This window comes from Vibrio sp. SCSIO 43133, assembly GCF_023716845.1.
GTDB classification, from domain to species: Bacteria; Pseudomonadota; Gammaproteobacteria; order Enterobacterales; family Vibrionaceae; genus Vibrio; species Vibrio mediterranei.
In genome coordinates this window covers 1,443,181-1,459,669 of sequence record NZ_CP068024.1, presented here as the reverse complement: position 1 = coordinate 1,459,669, position 16,489 = coordinate 1,443,181, and the positions used below count along the sequence as shown (strand labels likewise).

The following is a 16,489-nucleotide window of genomic DNA, read 5'->3' as shown; positions in this document are numbered from 1 at the left end:
CCAACAATGAGCTTACGTTATGACGAAGAACTCGCTACCTATTTTGGTAATGAAGATATAAAGTTAGATCGGCTTTTGTATCTACTGGAGCAAACGCGGAGATATGAATCAAGATTATATTGGATGAAATTGAAAGTGATGATTTTTGGGATCGCAATTCCATCCATTTTATCTGTTATTGCGATTTTCGTGGCTCTCAACCACTGATGTTAATTCTTCAGTTCAATCATTAAGCTAAGCATAGGTTAGCTGTACAAAGCTAACCTATTACGACGATGAGGCTGTTCGTCCAAATGCGCTGATCATTCTATTAACGGCATCATTAATCTTCAAAAATAAGATAGGCTCTGCCGTTATGTTCAACCTTTTGCACATTGGTCCTGTAAACCGAGTTAATGTTCTCAACTGTCAGAACATGCTGGCTACTCCCTACCGCTTCGAGTACACCATTGCTCAATAGCACAACATTGTCCGCCCTTCTCAAAGTCACGTTAAGATCGTGATTCGCCACAACGACAGTTGTACCCTGCTCAGTTACAAGATCTATGAGTCTATGGAGGTATTTTTCCTGACCAATATCAAGTGGAGCCGCTGGTTCGTCCAGAATTAGATATTTGGCTAATGGGTTGATGGGTTTCCAAACTTGAAGACAACAAGCAGCTAACCGCACTCGCTGCCACTCACCACCAGATAAATGATGGACGGTACGACTCAACATGGTATCCAGATTAAGCAGTTCGACAATAGATAGAATGGCTCGATTTACCTCTTCGCTGTCATCTCTGCAATTTGCAGGAATGGATAACGAAAGAAACTGGTAAACAGGCATATTGAACGCTGGGCGAGCGGATTGACTGAGATACGCTCGCGTTAATGCAATATCGGGAAGAGATAAGGTCGACAGCGCCGTACCTTCAATAACAATGTCACCTTGATAGTCAATCACAGCAGCTAAAGCTGCTAGTAAGGTGCTTTTGCCACTACCGTTCGGACCAATAACATGCGTTAGTTGTCCCGTTGGGATATCGATCGTCAATGGCAGTAACCTAGTGCCAATAGTTAGGTTATGAACTTGAATCATGACTCTTCACCAGCATCCAAATAAAGATCGGCGCTCCTATTGTCGTGGTCATCACTCCAACGGGTAGCTCAGCAGAATCCAATACTAGTCGCGCAAGTATGTCAGAGATCACCAACAATGTTGCTCCCGTTACCGCAGACAATGGCAACAGATAACGGTTTTCAGTGCCGAAAGCCAAGCGAAGTAGATGCGGGACAACTAATCCAACGAAGCTAATCACACCACCTAAAGCAACCGAGCCACCTACCAACAGCGATACACAAAGGATAAGTTGCCAACGGACGCGGTTTACATCCACACCCAATTGCTTAGCGTGTACTTCGCCTACCATTAATTTATCCAAAACCTTACCTTGAAGGCATAGCCAGACGCCTATTGGAATCATTAACACCGTAAGAACATGCTGATACCAACTTACCCCACCGACGCTTCCCATCAACCAGTACATTAACTGGCGAAGACTAAGCTCGTCACTGAAGTAGAACGCCCAAGTCACCACAGCGCTAGATAGTATTCCAAGCGCGACCCCCACTAACAGCAGTCGAGTTGTTGTCAACCTCATGGTTTTGGCCATACTCACCAATATCAAGGTGAAGCCAAGTGCCCCAACCACCCCGGATAACATAAAACCCAGTGGCGTCGCAGCCGCGGGAAAAGCAAACAAAATGATCACCATTCCCAAACTGGCACCGCCTGAAATACCCAGGACACCAGGTTCTGCGAGTACATTACCTAACAACACTTGCAGCGAAGCACCAGAGAGCGCGAGCGCGGCTCCAATGGCAGCGGCAGCAAGCAGTCTTGGTAAACGCAAATCATAGAGAAGACGAGACTCAAGTGCGGTCTGAGGTGAGAACGGATTAATAAAAAGCTCTCCAACCGATAGGTGGAGTAACGCGAAAATAACTAAGACGCCAGTCATCGCAATAATCAATTTGCGCCAGCGTCTTTGGTTTTGATTCAGTAACTGATTGAATTCCATTTGAGAAGCATAACAGCGGCGATGCAGAACGCCACTGTTTTTCGATCAATCGTAGACCAGTTGGTCATCCTCATAGCGGGTTGCCACTTTAACCACCATCAAGGCAGCGCGTTGCCCAACCACCACTTTGCGGTTCGGAAAAACAATGGCTTCATGATCGTTCTTTGCCATTAATGGTTTATCACCGTCATGGCCAAAGACTTCACCGTGTTTAAACTCTGTGAAATTCTCGACATCATCGTCAAACAAGAAGCCAAAATCATCATGGTGACGAACCACAGTGCGTGACACACGATAAATGACTGGCTGCTTCGCTAAATGCTCTGGTGTTTCTTCAGACAACAGATCTCGAGTAGCAATATCAAACGCAAGCAGTTTTTCCAGATCGTTTTCGCCAATTCGCGCTACACGCCCAAGCTCCATTGTTAACGCTTGTGCGCCATAATTCTCGGCGGAGAACCAACTAAACGTGCTCGACGGCGCATTGGATAACAGCACCGCATCCATATGCGCACTCGCAACGTAATCAAACAGAGCCTTGCTTCTTACCGCATGTCGTGAACGAGGGCTAACGACAAAAGAATAGTGTTTTGATTCACGAATCGCACAGTGCAAATCCAAATGCCAGCGACTTGCCTCTTCTGTTCCTTGATAAAACTTGTCGACTAACAATCTCAAGTGCTTAGCAATCGCCACCTCACGGTTTACGGCGTGCTCTTTACTACCGAATAATCGATTTAGATTCTCATCAATAAAACGCGTATGTCGGTTGGTAGCCTCTGGATGAGCAATGATAAACAGACAACGAGCATTCAGCTTTAAAAAGCCCGATTCTATGTCTTCCACCATTTTGCTGACCAGTTCCATCGGTGCTGTTTCGTCACCGTGGATGCCACATGAAATTATGATGTGTTTACTGTCTTTATCTAGATGTTTTGGGGTAACTTCTAATACCCCACGATAACTCAGTTCCATTTTCACTCCATCTGGAGTGTTCAGCGATTTTGCAGTGAACTCAGTTTCGGTTTCCAATGTATCTTTCAGAAATGACTGGCGAAAAAGCGATTTCGTCATGCGCTGCTCCCTATCTAACAGCGGTATGGTAATGAAACATTCAATAAATTTATACGGATATGATCGCGTTTATCGAAGTAAGTCTCGTAACTTTAAGGCAAAACACCTATTTTACCGAAAAATCAATGTTGAGCACTACGCATGTGGTGACATAACTACTCTATCACCACATACGTTTCAGGCTTTCTTAACTTTCTAGGCTATCAAGCAAAGATTCAAATTCATCCACTTTCAACGCCAACTTAGCCATTCCTTCATTCCAAAATGAGGCTTGAGTGAGGTCTTTACCCATGTGCTTCAACACAACCTCTTCAGCTAAATAAGACCCTGTATCTCGTAACAAGGAAACATAGTCAGGGAAGAATGCCTCTCCTTTGGTTGTACGCTGTGCATAAACACCCTGGCTAAATAGATAACCAAATAAATATGGATAGTTGTAGAAACTCAGTTCTGAGATGCTGAAATGCAGCTTGCTCGCCCAGAAATATGGATCGGTTCCTGACATGGAATCACCATACCAATCACTCCATGTTGTCGACATAAGTTCGCATAGCTGTTTGGCGTCCAACTCACTTGTTTCTCGGGCTTCATAGAAGGCTTTTTCAAACTCATAGCGCACTGGAATATTTATCGTCAGAGCGTAGGCAGAAGATAACTCCTCCCACAGCATTTCTAGCTTCTCTTCCGTGGTTTGCGCTTGATCTAACAAGTAATCTCGAACGATATTTTCAGCAAAAATGGAGGCCGTTTCTGCCAAAGTCATCGGGTAATGAGTGCGACACAGAGGCAAGTCACGCATCACCCAGTTGTGAAAAGCATGTCCTAGCTCGTGGGCTAACGTTAGCAAATCCGAGCGGCTACCACCCCAAGTCATGAAGACCAATGGCGTGCGTGTCGCGGCAAGCTTGGTACAATACGCGCCTAAACGGCGGTTGTTTGACGGCTCCGCATCAATCCAACCATTATCAACCATGGTTTGAACAAACTCCGCCATGGATGGGTCGACCTGTTCAAATGCGGCTTTAATGACCGCGATGCCTTCTTCAAAAGAATAGACTTGTGCTTCGCCACTGTTTAATGGTGGCATCGCAGCGAGGTGGTTCCAAGGTGTCATCGCATCAAGTCCATGAACGCGAGCCATTAATCTTCCCGCTTTCTGACCTATTGCTTTACTCTCATTAGCAGCAGACATCATCGCATCCAGTGTTTCTCGTTGAATACGATTCTCGCGCAAGCTAGAGTCTAAGAAATGTTCTTGCTTCGCTTTTGAACGCTTTTTACCTTCATTGTGTCGCCAACCGGCTAAGGCATTCACGATGGCAGCAAACGACGTTTCATTGGCTTTCATGGCTGATTGAATGCCTTCCCAAGCAGCTTGCTGCTTAGCAAATTCACCACCATACAAGAGACTCGCCGCTGTTGAAAATCCTACGGTTTCAGAGCCGGAATCCGTTTTGATATCAATGGTCAGTGAGCCAGTAATATTATCGTATAACCTGCCCCATGCATCGCGTCCGTCCACTTGCATCGCTGAAAGCAGTTGCTCTTCCTCAATGCTCAGCTGAGTTTCGGCTTTGCGCTGCAATAACTCAATTTGAAAACCTTGCCCGGAGACTGAAGGATTATCATGATTTAAAACTTGTTCTATGAATGACACTTCCGCCAACGCTAGGGTATTTTCATACGGCGTAAACGCCTGCTCCAGCTCTGAGTTGAGCTGAGCAATACGTCCAATTAACTGTTTGGCTTGTGTATTTTGCGCATCTGTAGAGGCATAGCAATTTGCCAAGGTATTTACGGTCGCCAACAAAGTGCCAGCCGCCTCCATGGTTTGAATCGCATTTTGCATCGCTGACACGTTTTGACGTTCACCACTATGGCTATTCAACAATTCAATAGAACGTTGAATCAAAGCAATGTCTTGCTCTACTTTTGGATCATCAAGGTTTTGATAAGCTATTGATAGATCCCAAACGGCTTTGTTCATTGCGATATTTCCTTGTATTAGTGTTTCGCGAAACCTAAACATCATTGATTCCACGAGACCTAGTTAACGGTTGCTGACAGCCTTCGAAGAGGCACAGCTGCCGTAACTCACTGTTATAACTTAAAAGAATGTAGAGAGGCCCCGACCGTTTTCACTTTTACATGCGCAGGGAACTCGGAATTAAACTGTAAATGAGTGATAGAGGCATTGCCAATATCAAGCGTTGAGTAGAGCTTTGGATTGGCCCAATCTAAACCAACAACTTCCGCTAAAATCAATCGAATTACACCACCATGAGCAACTACCAATGTTGTTTTATTGGGCTGACTAAGTAACGCCAGAAGGCTGTGCCAACCGTGAAGAACACGAGCTCTAAATTGACTCAATGACTCGGCTTGTGGAAGAGGATGGTTCACCGGGTCACTCCAAAACGGCTCGACGCTCAACCAATCTTGTTTGCTCATCTTATCAAATGGGACACCATCAAAGGTGCCAAAGTTCATTTCAGCCAATTCATCGACGTGCGCTACATCGATATTCATCGTTTGACTTACCATTTGCGCTAGCGTGGCACAGCGCTTTAAAGGAGAAGAGTAGATGTTTTGAATATCAATTTGTGTGGCGGCCAAAGCTGAGACAATGTCTAGGTTGGTATTCTTAGCAACTTCAACATCGGTTACGCCGTATAAAGCTGGAGGCGCCGATACTTTGCCGTGACGCATCAGTAAAATGTTCTGCATTACCTTCCCTTGTTACTCCGCTCCGCAGTTACTTCAAAACTAACGGTAAACCAGCGGCGACAAACACAACTTTCTCTGCAATCTTTGCGATTTGTTGGTTCATACGCCCCCCATTATCCACAAAAAGGCGAGACACTTCGCCCATAGGTACAACCCCTAAGCCGACCTCGTTCGACACGACAATTACATGCGCATCACATTGTGCTAAGGCCTTGACTAAGGTTTCAATTTCCCTCATTAAACCCAGATCATCACAGTCGTCACCTAAATGGAAAAGGTGGTTGTTCAGCCACAACGTGAGGCAGTCAATAAGTACGACATCCGACGATGAGAAGGTCGATAATTGCTCCGACAGCGCCAATGGGCACTCCCACTCTCGCCAGCCAAGTCCACGTTGGCGACGGTGGTGCTCAATACGAGCGCGCATTTCGTTATCAATCGGCTCAGAGGTTGCTACATAATGCTTGGTAAGCCCCTCGCTAGCGTCAATTAATTCCGACACTCTATTTTCTGCAAAGCTTGATTTGCCTGAGCGAGCACCGCCTATTATCAATTCTACTGGCACAGACTTCTCCTATGGCACAGTGTATGCGAGCAAGATAAGGTAAACCGACAGCTCCACGATTTGTTGCGCAGCGCCAAGGCAGTCACCTGTGAATCCACCTAATCTCGCCATAAGCCAACGTTTAAATCCTATTCGAAATAACAATGCCCAAATCACTAAAGTAATAGTGATTTGCATACCCCAATAAACCGCTGGAAGCAGTGCACACACAGCGAGAAAAATAAGCTCTTTTTGTGTTTGTTGATTAGCTAGCGGTTTGCTTTTGCTACCCTCTGGATCAGACACATACGGCATCGTCGATATCAACGACGCCGCGACGGCTCGACTAAAAACATACGCCAGAATAATAGCGGCAATGAACTGGTTGTGGTTAGCAAGCTCTACAAGGGTGACGAACTTTAACAGTAACACCATCACGAGTGTGCTGACGCCGTATGTTCCAAGTCGGCTGTCTTTCATGATAAGCAGTCGTTTTTCGACCGTCATTCCACCGCCAATGCCGTCTGCCATATCTGCGAGGCCATCCTCATGAAACGCCCCCGTTAATAGCAAACTAAACACCATTGTTATAACGACGGCGACAGAGACAGGAAGCAGAGTACTCGCAGCAACAAATACCAGAGCGCACAGTACCGCTATCACAAAGCCCACTACCGCAAAATAACGACCAGAGCGATTCATCCGCTCAGTGGAATATGGCGTGTTTTTAGGTATCGGCAAACGTGAAAAAAAACTCAATGCGAGACAAAACAGTTGCCATTGATAACACCACCAACTGCGAGATTTTTCGTTACTCACACTGTTACTCCAGCACTTTCGAAGCTTGCCATTGAGTTATAGAACTCAGCCGCACATTTAATAAGTGGATACGCAAGTGCCGCTCCAGTCCCTTCACCTAATCTTAGCGACAAGTCTAAAAGCGGCTTCGCGTTAAATTGTTCCAATACATAACGATGCGCTGCTTCTTGAGAGGTATGAGAGAACAGTAAAACATCTTCTAAGCTTGGTTCTAACTTAGCGGCGATAAGTGCTGCAACGGAAACGATAAAGCCATCCACCAACACTGGAACGCGTCGTTTTGCTGCTTCTAGAAAACCACCCACCATATGAACAATTTCAAAACCGCCCAGTTCGGATAAGATCTCCATGACTGATTTGCTCTGCACTCTATCGACACCTTGCTGAACCAACGCCAGCTTTAGCGCAAGTTGCTCGGCATTAATTCCAGTCCCAAGCCCTACGCTCTGGGCCACTGGTAGCTCGGTGATAGCAGAAAGCAACGCTGATGCTGAGCTAGTATTACCAATACCCATTTCGCCAAACATGAGTATGTTTGCGCCGCTTTCTATCTTTGATGCGACGATATTCCGTCCCGCTTCGATACCTTGTGTAGCTTGTTCTAGTGTCATTGCAGGATGTGCAGAGAAATCATCCGTTCCACATCCTAAACGACTCAAAACTAAGGTACCTGAACTATCTGAAACTGGCTCAAGCATTCCGCAATCTACAACGGAGAACGCTATCTCGTTAGCACGGCAGAAACAGTTAATTGCAGCGCCACCGGCAAGAAAGTTCATCACCATTTGCTGAGTTACCGCACTTGGCGCAATGCTCACTCCTCGCTCGGCCACACCATGGTCGCCAGCAAATACTATGACATGCGGATTTGATACATCGATACTAGTTGCTAAATTACCTAAAGAGAGGCTTTGAATCTTTGCCAACTGGAAAGCGATGCCCTCAAGCTTTCCTAATGCACCTAATGGCTTGGTCTTTTGGTCTATTCGGTTTTGAATAGATTGATCAAATGTATTCGCTAGCATGACGTCCTTTCTTTATGGTTCCACTTACTCTAACTCCCTGCAAAACGGTCAAAATTTGCATTAGAGCTTATGAGCTATACTTAGGGTTCACCTAGTGTACTTATTACGAGATCACAAACCAACTTTAGATCTCACCCAAATCTTGGAAGCATAACGTGAAGGACAGCCTTGTATTGCCAAGATCGTATCAACAAACGTACATTGAGAAGAAGGAATTGAGTTAAATCGGACTAGGTGTTGAAAATAACAACATAACAAAAAAGTGAGGAGGCAATTATGCTTACCAATCAAAGAGCTCCGTCTAAAAAAGGACCGCAAAATAGTAACAAGAAACGTTCTAATGTACCTTTATCGCTGACGTGACCAAATCACTTAACTGTAAGTAAAATAGTAAAGCCCCCTACAATGCTGTAGAGGGCTTTTTAGTGTCCGTCATTTTAGAGGGAAAGTTGGCTTGCTAAGTGTCAATCGGCTGCTGAAGTTCAGAAAATAGTTGTGCAAGGCCATCGTCTGAGATCACTGGTGTAGTTTTGTGGCAAGTAGAACAATTACTCGGCTTTCCATCGCACATTTGGCGCATCATAATATCATCTAAATTGCGCGTACCTTGCTTGCAATCATGCTCAATAGTTTTAAATACGTGACATTTATCTGAGTTAGGTATATCCGCTAACCCAACGATAGAAACTCCTTGCATCCTCGCAAGCACAAGAAGCTCTTCTATCTTCTGTTTTAATTCTTGATTCATATTATTATCCCGACTCTGGCGGTCTTTACCTGTCTATTTATACTAAAGTCTAATGTACTTATTAAATCCAACAACCTTGATCACTTAAATTGATACATTTGTCATATTTCTAAACTATCGTCCTATTTTTATAAAACGCTTCGCAAACGACAGTACTTTGTAACATGCCGGTAAATATATAGCTTCCAAGAATATAAAATGGGTTAAATATCACACAATTAAACGGCTAAATGCAATACGATGCATGATACTAAACCACCCAAGAAAGGCCAATTATTACACCAGCATCCACCTTTATAATCGCACTTTTATCTACAAAACAATCAACAATAAAGAATTTTCACAACGTAACGAGCATGATTTGTACAACTGTAAACGCAGCCACTTCAATTTAGGTATACATTAGAAGTGTTGAGTAAAATCGTTCTGAACAACAGAAAAACCTTATGATTTATATCATATAAATCATAAGGTTAAATTGGCGGTGTAATGGCGCACATACTCAGGAACATTGATACAAATGATGCTTATTCTCAAACAGGTGGTGGAAACAAATGAAACAAAGGATAAATGTTGCCGCTATGTATCCATTTTATTAAATGAACATTGTATTCCGATTTTAAAATATAGTAATTTATGACAGAGAAACCAATTTCATAGCTGAACAATATAATCAGAAGAAGAAAGACACATTTATTACAAGCAGTTGGGAAGGGATGAATATGAGAGCAGTCAAGGAAAAGAGCAGTCATACAACTTCAGGTAAAGATGAATCCCTAAATATTGGTGCAACGTATTTCAAAGAAGTCGCAGGACACGATCTTCTTAGTGCCGAAGATGAAAGACACATTGCAAGAAAAGCGCGAGCTGGAGATACATTAGCGCGACAGCACTTAATCAACTCCAACCTTAGATTAGTGATTAGAACAGCGAAGCGCTATTCAAACAGAGGGCTTGATTTCTATGATCTAATCAATGAGGGAAACATAGGGCTCATTCAAGCGGTTGATAAGTTTGATCCAGAGTTAGGTTATCGCTTTTCAACGTATGCAGTTTGGTGGATTCAGCAAGCGATTGACCGAGCGATCATGAACCAAGGCCGAACCATTCGTGTTCCTGTCCACGTTACAAAGCAAATACGTGAATGTAGCAAAGCAGCTCATGAGCTTCGCAAAGAAGGTAATCATGAGCCTACGTCTTCAGAAATAGCAGAGCGTACAGGCCGTGCACCTGAAGAAGTAAGCAAACTACTCAAGCTCTCTGAACAGTCCTTATCACTAGATAATGGCTGGGATGAAGAAGGCGATAAGAAAGATCACTTGCAAACCATCGATGATGACGATGTATTTGAGCTTCCAGAACAAGATATCGTGACCCAGAATCTAAATAAAGCTCTCATTGATTTGGTGGACAGTTTACCTGACAAACAACGCGTTATTCTACATCACCGTTTTGGATTACTTGACGATGATCCCAAGACATTAGAACAAGTGGGAGAAATTGTTGGCGTCACCCGAGAAAGAGTGCGTCAGATACAAAAAAGTGCCATGGAGACGCTTCGAGATAAACTTAAACGACAAAATCTAACTCGAGCAGAAATTGATTAATTTCGCTTCTATCACAGCACGTTAGCTCAACATTTACTATAGTCCCACTTACCATCGGTTAGTGGGACTTTTCTTTATGTCATCAAGTTACAATGCCATCATCGCTGGCGCATCTGGGTTAGTGGGAAGCAAACTGCTCACACTGTTAGAGCGAACCGATCACATTGAAACGGTTTACGCGCTATGTCGCTCGCCTCTAGATACACACGCATCAAAAACGATCCAACTAATGGATGGGGCGCTCAGGGTTACAAACTGGGAAGACTCCTCGCCTACCCCTACTCTTGGATTTATCTGTCTCGGTACTACCCTTAAACAAGCTGGCAGCAAAGCGGCGTTGGAAAAAGTAGATTACGACCTTGTCTGTGATGTTGCTCAAACCATGAAGATGATTGGTGTAACGCGTATTGCGGTAGTTTCAAGCTTAGGAGCCTCTCCAAGATCTCTTTCCCATTATCTCAAGTGCAAAGGGCGCGTTGAACGTCGTATCGAAGGCATGGGATTCGACCAAGTTGTCTTTGTTCGACCTGGACCACTCGCAGGTAGAAAAAAACAGATCCGATCAGATGAAGTGGCTGTTCAAAAAATATTCAGCCTCCTATCACCTCTCATGATCGGCCCACTTAGATCATACGCCCCTATCCCCGCAGAGTCTGTTGCTCAAGCGATGCTCTATAGCGTAATTGAACATCATGATGCGAATTGCGTCGCATATAATTCTGCAAATATGTTGGATATTCTTTCTAGTTATCAAAACTAGCTCGAATATATATTAAACAGCATATAACAAATTGCTCTAACTAATGACATTAATTTATTGTTAACGATTACAACAGATCGGTACTTTAGCCATCTACACTTCTAATTACCTTATGCTAAATAAGGTTTATACGTCAGATGGATAAAAGGATACTTCAATGTCAATTGCGGTTGTCGCAGCGCTAGCGATATTTTTAGGCATACTCTATTTTTTGTATGGACAGCAACAAAAGAAACACGCCCTTTCACGTCTTGTTTTATTCGGTTTGGTTTTAGGGAGTGCTTTCGGACTCGGACTACAATTACTACTAGGTGAAGGTCACGCAGCTATTTCCGAAATCCTTGAATGGGTTAACGTTGTGGGCAGAGGCTATGTCGGTCTTTTAAAAATGATCATCATGCCTTTAGTCTTAGTTTCTATGATTGCCGCTGTGGTAAAACTGGAAAAAGGCGGCTCTTTAGGCAAAATTAGTGGCCTGACTATTTCTGTACTACTTGCTACGACTGCCGTCTCCGCACTTATCGGTATTGCAGTCACTCAAGCATTTGGTTTAAGTGCTGAAGGGCTCACTGAAGGCGCACGTGAAACGGCTCGTATCGCGGTACTAGAAAGTCGCGTCGACCGTGTAAGCGATCTCACAATTCCACAAATGCTGGTTAGCTTCATTCCAACCAATCCATTTGCTGACCTAACCGGTGCCCGCTCTACTTCTATTATCGCTGTAGTTATTTTTGGTGTCCTTACTGGTATAGCTGCACGAAAAGTGATGGCCGAGAAAGAAGAGCTTGAGTCACCGATCCGCACTTTTGTCGATGCAACGCAATCTGTTGTTATGCGCCTGGTAAAAATGATTATGGCATTAACGCCTTATGGCATTGCGGCTCTGATGGCGAAAGTTGTCGCGACTTCAAGTGCAGGTGACATCTTAAATCTACTTGGTTTTATCGTTGCGTCTTACTTAGCTATTTTCTTAATGTTCTTGGTTCACGGTTTCTTGGTCTCACTTGTTGGCGTAAGTCCGAAAGAATATTTCCAGAAGATTTGGCCAGTACTAACTTTTGCGTTCTCATCTCGAAGCTCTGCTGCGACCATTCCATTGAACGTAGAAGCACAGGTTACCAAACTCAACGTACCACCAGCTATTGCTAACTTATCAGCATCATTTGGGGCGACAATTGGACAAAACGGTTGTGCCGGTATCTATCCTGCAATGTTAGCCGTAATGGTTGCACCAACTGTCGGTATTGACCCGATGGACTTTAACTTCATCCTGTCGTTAGTTGCCATTATTACTATTAGCTCTTTTGGTATCGCGGGTGTCGGTGGCGGCGCAACATTTGCTGCTCTTATCGTACTGCCAGCAATGGGGTTGCCGGTCACTATCGCTGCGCTACTTATCTCCATTGAACCTTTAATCGACATGGCGCGTACCGCACTGAATGTCTCTGGCGCGATGACCGCAGGTACTATTACTAGTCGTCTGCTCAAGAAGAAACAACCTGAGCTCGAGCAAGCTAACGCATAATAACTAGCTCAAGTCATTCTAGCAAAGCGGCCTTCATGGCCGCTTTTTTTATTATCAATTTCAGTGCGTTAAAATTTATTTCGATATTTATCGAAATATTTATTGATCTCAATCCAAATAGTTCTATAATTCCAAACATATCGAATCATTAGGACTAACTAATATGAACGCTGAATTTTTAGAAATGGCTAAAGAAACTGCAAACATGTTTGCCTTTCTAGCCACTGAACTTATCATTCTTTTCTTAGCAATAAGTTACATTGTTGGGGTATTGCAGGAGTTCCTAACACCTGAAAAAATCCAATCTATTCTGAGTTCCAAAAATGGCAAAGGTTACTTTATCGCTGCCCTTCTTGGCTCAATTACACCGTTTTGCTCATGCTCAACCATCCCTTTCTTAAAAGGTTTGCTGAGAGCGAGAGCGGGGTTTGGCCCAATGATGGTTTTCTTGTTCGCTAGCCCATTACTTAACCCTGTAATCATCGGCTTGTTCGTGGTGACATTTGGTATCAAAGTCGCAGTGTTCTATTTCTCTATCGCGATGTTCGTTGCCGTCACTGCTGGCTATGTTCTAGAGAAACTTGGATTTGAACGCTACGTAAAACCTGAAGCATACCAAACCAACTCAGCAGCGAGCTCATGTGGTACATCATGTGGTGATACTGAACCTGCAAAAGTTGAAACTTCTTCTTGCGGCACATCTAGCGGCTGTGGCACTTCTGCAAAACCGGTTGTAACGCAGGCAAAAGAGTCGTCATGCTGTGCACCTGTAGCTGCGAAAACAAGCTGCTGCTCTAGCGAGGAACCAACCATTACCGACATCAACACCGATGGTAGTGCATGCTGTGGCACCACTTCAGCAGTAACAAAAGAAGATAGCCGCTGGCTACGTATTTGGAAATCGACTTGGAGCGACTTCAAACAAGTATTCCCATATCTAATGATTGGTATCTTGTTAGGTTCATTTATTTACGGGTTTATCCCAACTGACCTTATAGCAGAATATGCTGGTGAAGGAGTATGGTATGCGATTCCGATTGCAGCTGTTATTGGTATTCCACTATACATTCGTGCAGAGGCCGTTATTCCGCTAAGTGCAGCTTTGGTTCAAAAAGGTATGGCTTTAGGATCTGTGATGGCACTTATCATTGGCAGTGCTGGTGCCAGCTTAACAGAGGTTATCTTGTTGAAATCTATCTTCAAGAACCAAATGATTGCCGCTTTCTTAGTCGTTATCTTAGGCATGGCAATTAGCGCGGGCTACCTCTACAGCTACCTATTTGGTTAATACAACTTAGTAAACTTCAAAGCGCTGCTCGGCAGCGCTTTTTTCTTTAATTTTCAATAGTTATCGTCAAAATTACCACGCAAAACTTCATTTAATGTCTATAGTTTCTTATGAGTTGGTATCTTCAACGTAAGGGATTATGAACGACAAGGCCAAATTCGCGACAAAGGTAGCACTCAGTCTTACCCTCGCTTACCTCATTCCATTTGCATTAGGTTGGCCTCAGGCTTCTACTGCGGCTACCACTGTTATGCTCATCGCATCAACAGGAAGCCAACGTGAATCATTAGAGAAAGGAACCTTAAGAGTACTTGGAACCATAGTTGGTGCCGTTATTGGATTGTTGCTAGTCGGTATGTTCGCCCAAGATCGACTGCTATACATGCTGAGTGTTTCTGTTGTGGCATCCTTTATCTTCTATTTTAAAAATGCCTATCTAAAAGATCCGACGTTATTCATGTTAACAGGCGTCATGACTTTAATGATGTCAAACGGAGGAGATGCAGAAGGTGCATTCTTATATGGCGTAGACCGTGCTCACATGACCGTGTTTGGTGTCATTATTTACACTTTGGTAGGCACCTATCTGTTCCCAAGCAAAACAGAACAGAATCTTCGCCGTATGACCCACGACGTCGTTTCGCTCCAAAAACAGATCCTCGAACGCCTCTCGCCACCAATCAACACAACATCTCATATAACAGATTCGGAAAAGGTGTCTGAATCATCGTCAGACGATAGTCAGTCCCCCAGTCTAAATGACTTAATTGAGAAGTTGTACGCGAGTCAAACCGCCTTAGAAACTCGCTTTTCTACCGAAAGTAAAGAATGCAGCGATGTGTCCGCTTACCTTCAAGAGTGGCAGCTCACGCTTCACTACACCAAACAGATAACCAATCTGCTGATAGCAACTTCTAGTTCGAACTTTCTGCAGGGTGAGCCTCAGAAATTTATCACCAATTACGATGAGTTTGTCGCCGATATTCAGCAATTATTCGAACAGTGTGAACACTACCTCCAAGCATCAGATGAGGGGTTAGAGTATCGTTGGCAAGAGCGAAAAGTCGCCTTAGACCTAGACTCTCTCAGTAATCATCCTCATCTATCTAAGAGTTCTGCCATTACCTTGGGGTATGTGCTCAACCGCCTTCATACCAGTATTTCGAGGCTGAACGAAACTGTTAGTTGTATCGATTCCGTTACCAAATCAGTGTCATTTGACGAAAAGCCTCGGAAAAGCGCCGGAGCTTTCCTATGGTGGGACGCAGAAAACTTTAAGACATCGATTAAAGTCTTTGTGACCTACTGGGTAGCCGCTTTTATCTGGATCTTTTTCAATCCTCCGGGTGGGTATAGCTTCGTCATTTTCTCCACCATTTTTGTTTCTTTACTCTCTTTCCTACCCGTGCATCCTAAATTACTCGGCTTTCTATTTACGTTCGGGTTTATCTTTGCCGTTCCCGCTTACGTTTTTGTTCTTCCCACACTGGAACTTGGCATCGAACTCGCCCTTTTCCTTTTTGCGTATACCTTTATTGGCTTCTATCTATTTAAAGGCCCCATCACAATCTTCTTTATGATCGGCCTTTTTATTCTCGGTATCGACAACGTCATGAATTACCATTTTGGCATTCTCCTTACCATCATGATGTTGTTCTATCTTGTGGTTTTAATGCTTGTGTTCGCCCATTACTTCCCTTTCTCAAGTAAAGCCGAACGACTATTCTTATTGGTAAGACAAAGACTTTTCACTCATGTTTATCAATTAGTTGTTAAGCTTCAAATGCTAAACCGCTCAACCCTGGCTAACTTTACAATTCAATTACATCTAAAAACGGCCAATGTTGCAGCTAAGAAACTTGCATTGTGGGCAAGTAAGATCGATCTCAACTACTTTGACAAGAACGATCACCAATCACTGACTGCCTACACAAAGCAGTGTCGTAATTTAATAAATCATTTAAATACACTCGTCATCGCACAAACTCATCTGAAAAATAACCCATTGATTACTAAGCTTAGAAACGAGTACACGGACGAAAGCTTACTAACGTTAATCCGTACTCATAACCGTGATCAAAGAGAGCGTGTACAAACGCTTGAAGACGTGCAATGCGAATACGCTAAAACAGAGGCTATTCTCGATGTGTTTTTTCAGCAGTTAGATCCTGAGCAGTACGCTCAAAAAGACATTGCAGAGTTCTATATCTTCCTCAGCTTAAAACGAAGTGTTTTTGAGTCTCTGATAAAAGTGGAAGAAGCGGTTCAGAATGTCGACCTCAATAATCTCAAAATGCATCGATTTTAGG

14 protein-coding genes are annotated in these 16,489 nt (G+C 43.7%); 5 read left to right on the top strand and 9 right to left on the bottom strand.

Going from position 1 to position 16,489, the window contains the following annotated elements; all coding sequences use genetic code 11:
• Positions 1 to 322: 322 nt before the first annotated feature.
• From btuD to JKJ11_RS06980, 9 genes are all read right to left on the bottom strand, one after another.
• A complete protein-coding gene (gene btuD, locus JKJ11_RS07020; RefSeq protein WP_252038962.1) occupies positions 323 to 1,081 on the bottom strand; it encodes a vitamin B12 ABC transporter ATP-binding protein BtuD in 759 nt (252 codons plus the stop codon).
• Positions 1,065 to 2,063 carry a vitamin B12 ABC transporter permease BtuC gene (btuC, locus tag JKJ11_RS07015; protein ID WP_038228343.1) on the bottom strand — a complete coding sequence of 333 codons (999 nt, stop codon included), beginning with the start codon at positions 2,061 to 2,063 and terminating at the stop codon, positions 1,065 to 1,067. Before btuC ends, btuD begins: the two co-directional genes overlap by 17 nt.
• Before the next feature lie 45 nt (positions 2,064 to 2,108).
• Positions 2,109 to 3,137, bottom strand: a complete 1,029-nt coding sequence (locus tag JKJ11_RS07010) for a succinylglutamate desuccinylase (protein WP_006070573.1) — start codon at positions 3,135 to 3,137, stop codon at positions 2,109 to 2,111.
• Between the two features lie 187 nt (positions 3,138 to 3,324).
• A complete protein-coding gene (locus tag JKJ11_RS07005) occupies positions 3,325 to 5,124 on the bottom strand; it encodes a M3 family oligoendopeptidase (RefSeq protein WP_006070572.1) in 1,800 nt (599 codons plus the stop codon).
• A 113-nt stretch (positions 5,125 to 5,237) separates the two neighbouring features.
• Positions 5,238 to 5,864, bottom strand: a complete 627-nt coding sequence (locus JKJ11_RS07000) for a histidine phosphatase family protein (RefSeq protein ID WP_006070571.1) — start codon at positions 5,862 to 5,864, stop codon at positions 5,238 to 5,240.
• 28 nt (positions 5,865 to 5,892) lie between these two features.
• A complete protein-coding gene (cobU, locus tag JKJ11_RS06995) occupies positions 5,893 to 6,429 on the bottom strand; it encodes a bifunctional adenosylcobinamide kinase/adenosylcobinamide-phosphate guanylyltransferase (protein ID WP_252038961.1) in 537 nt (178 codons plus the stop codon).
• 9 nt (positions 6,430 to 6,438) lie between these two features.
• A complete protein-coding gene (locus JKJ11_RS06990; RefSeq protein ID WP_252038960.1) occupies positions 6,439 to 7,227 on the bottom strand; it encodes an adenosylcobinamide-GDP ribazoletransferase in 789 nt (262 codons plus the stop codon).
• Positions 7,224 to 8,252, bottom strand: a complete 1,029-nt coding sequence (cobT, locus tag JKJ11_RS06985) for a nicotinate-nucleotide--dimethylbenzimidazole phosphoribosyltransferase (protein WP_198557701.1) — start codon at positions 8,250 to 8,252, stop codon at positions 7,224 to 7,226. The genes JKJ11_RS06990 and cobT overlap by 4 nt, the downstream gene beginning before the upstream one ends.
• Before the next feature lie 457 nt (positions 8,253 to 8,709).
• Entirely contained in the window at positions 8,710 to 9,000 is a 291-nt protein-coding gene (locus tag JKJ11_RS06980) for a hypothetical protein (RefSeq protein ID WP_006070567.1), read from the bottom strand.
• 722 nt (positions 9,001 to 9,722) lie between these two features.
• Here JKJ11_RS06980 and JKJ11_RS06975 point away from each other — a divergent pair.
• The 5 genes from JKJ11_RS06975 to JKJ11_RS06955 all read left to right on the top strand — a co-directional run bounded on the left by JKJ11_RS06975 (position 9,723) and on the right by JKJ11_RS06955 (position 16,488).
• Entirely contained in the window at positions 9,723 to 10,607 is an 885-nt protein-coding gene (locus tag JKJ11_RS06975; protein ID WP_038222111.1) for a sigma-70 family RNA polymerase sigma factor, read from the top strand.
• Positions 10,608 to 10,683: 76 nt separating this feature from the next.
• Positions 10,684 to 11,367 (top strand): NAD(P)H-binding protein, encoded by a 684-nt coding sequence (locus JKJ11_RS06970; RefSeq protein WP_252038959.1) that lies wholly within the window; start codon positions 10,684 to 10,686, stop codon positions 11,365 to 11,367.
• A gap of 157 nt (positions 11,368 to 11,524) precedes the next feature.
• A complete protein-coding gene (locus tag JKJ11_RS06965; RefSeq protein ID WP_236109684.1) occupies positions 11,525 to 12,892 on the top strand; it encodes an L-cystine transporter in 1,368 nt (455 codons plus the stop codon).
• Between the two features lie 163 nt (positions 12,893 to 13,055).
• On the top strand, positions 13,056 to 14,180 hold the full coding sequence (locus JKJ11_RS06960) for a permease (RefSeq protein WP_038228320.1): 1,125 nt from the start codon (positions 13,056 to 13,058) through the stop codon (positions 14,178 to 14,180).
• Between the two features lie 139 nt (positions 14,181 to 14,319).
• Positions 14,320 to 16,488: an FUSC family protein gene (locus JKJ11_RS06955; protein WP_252038958.1), complete on the top strand. Its 2,169-nt coding sequence runs from the start codon at positions 14,320 to 14,322 to the stop codon at positions 16,486 to 16,488.
• The last annotated feature ends 1 nt before the right edge of the window (position 16,489 follow it).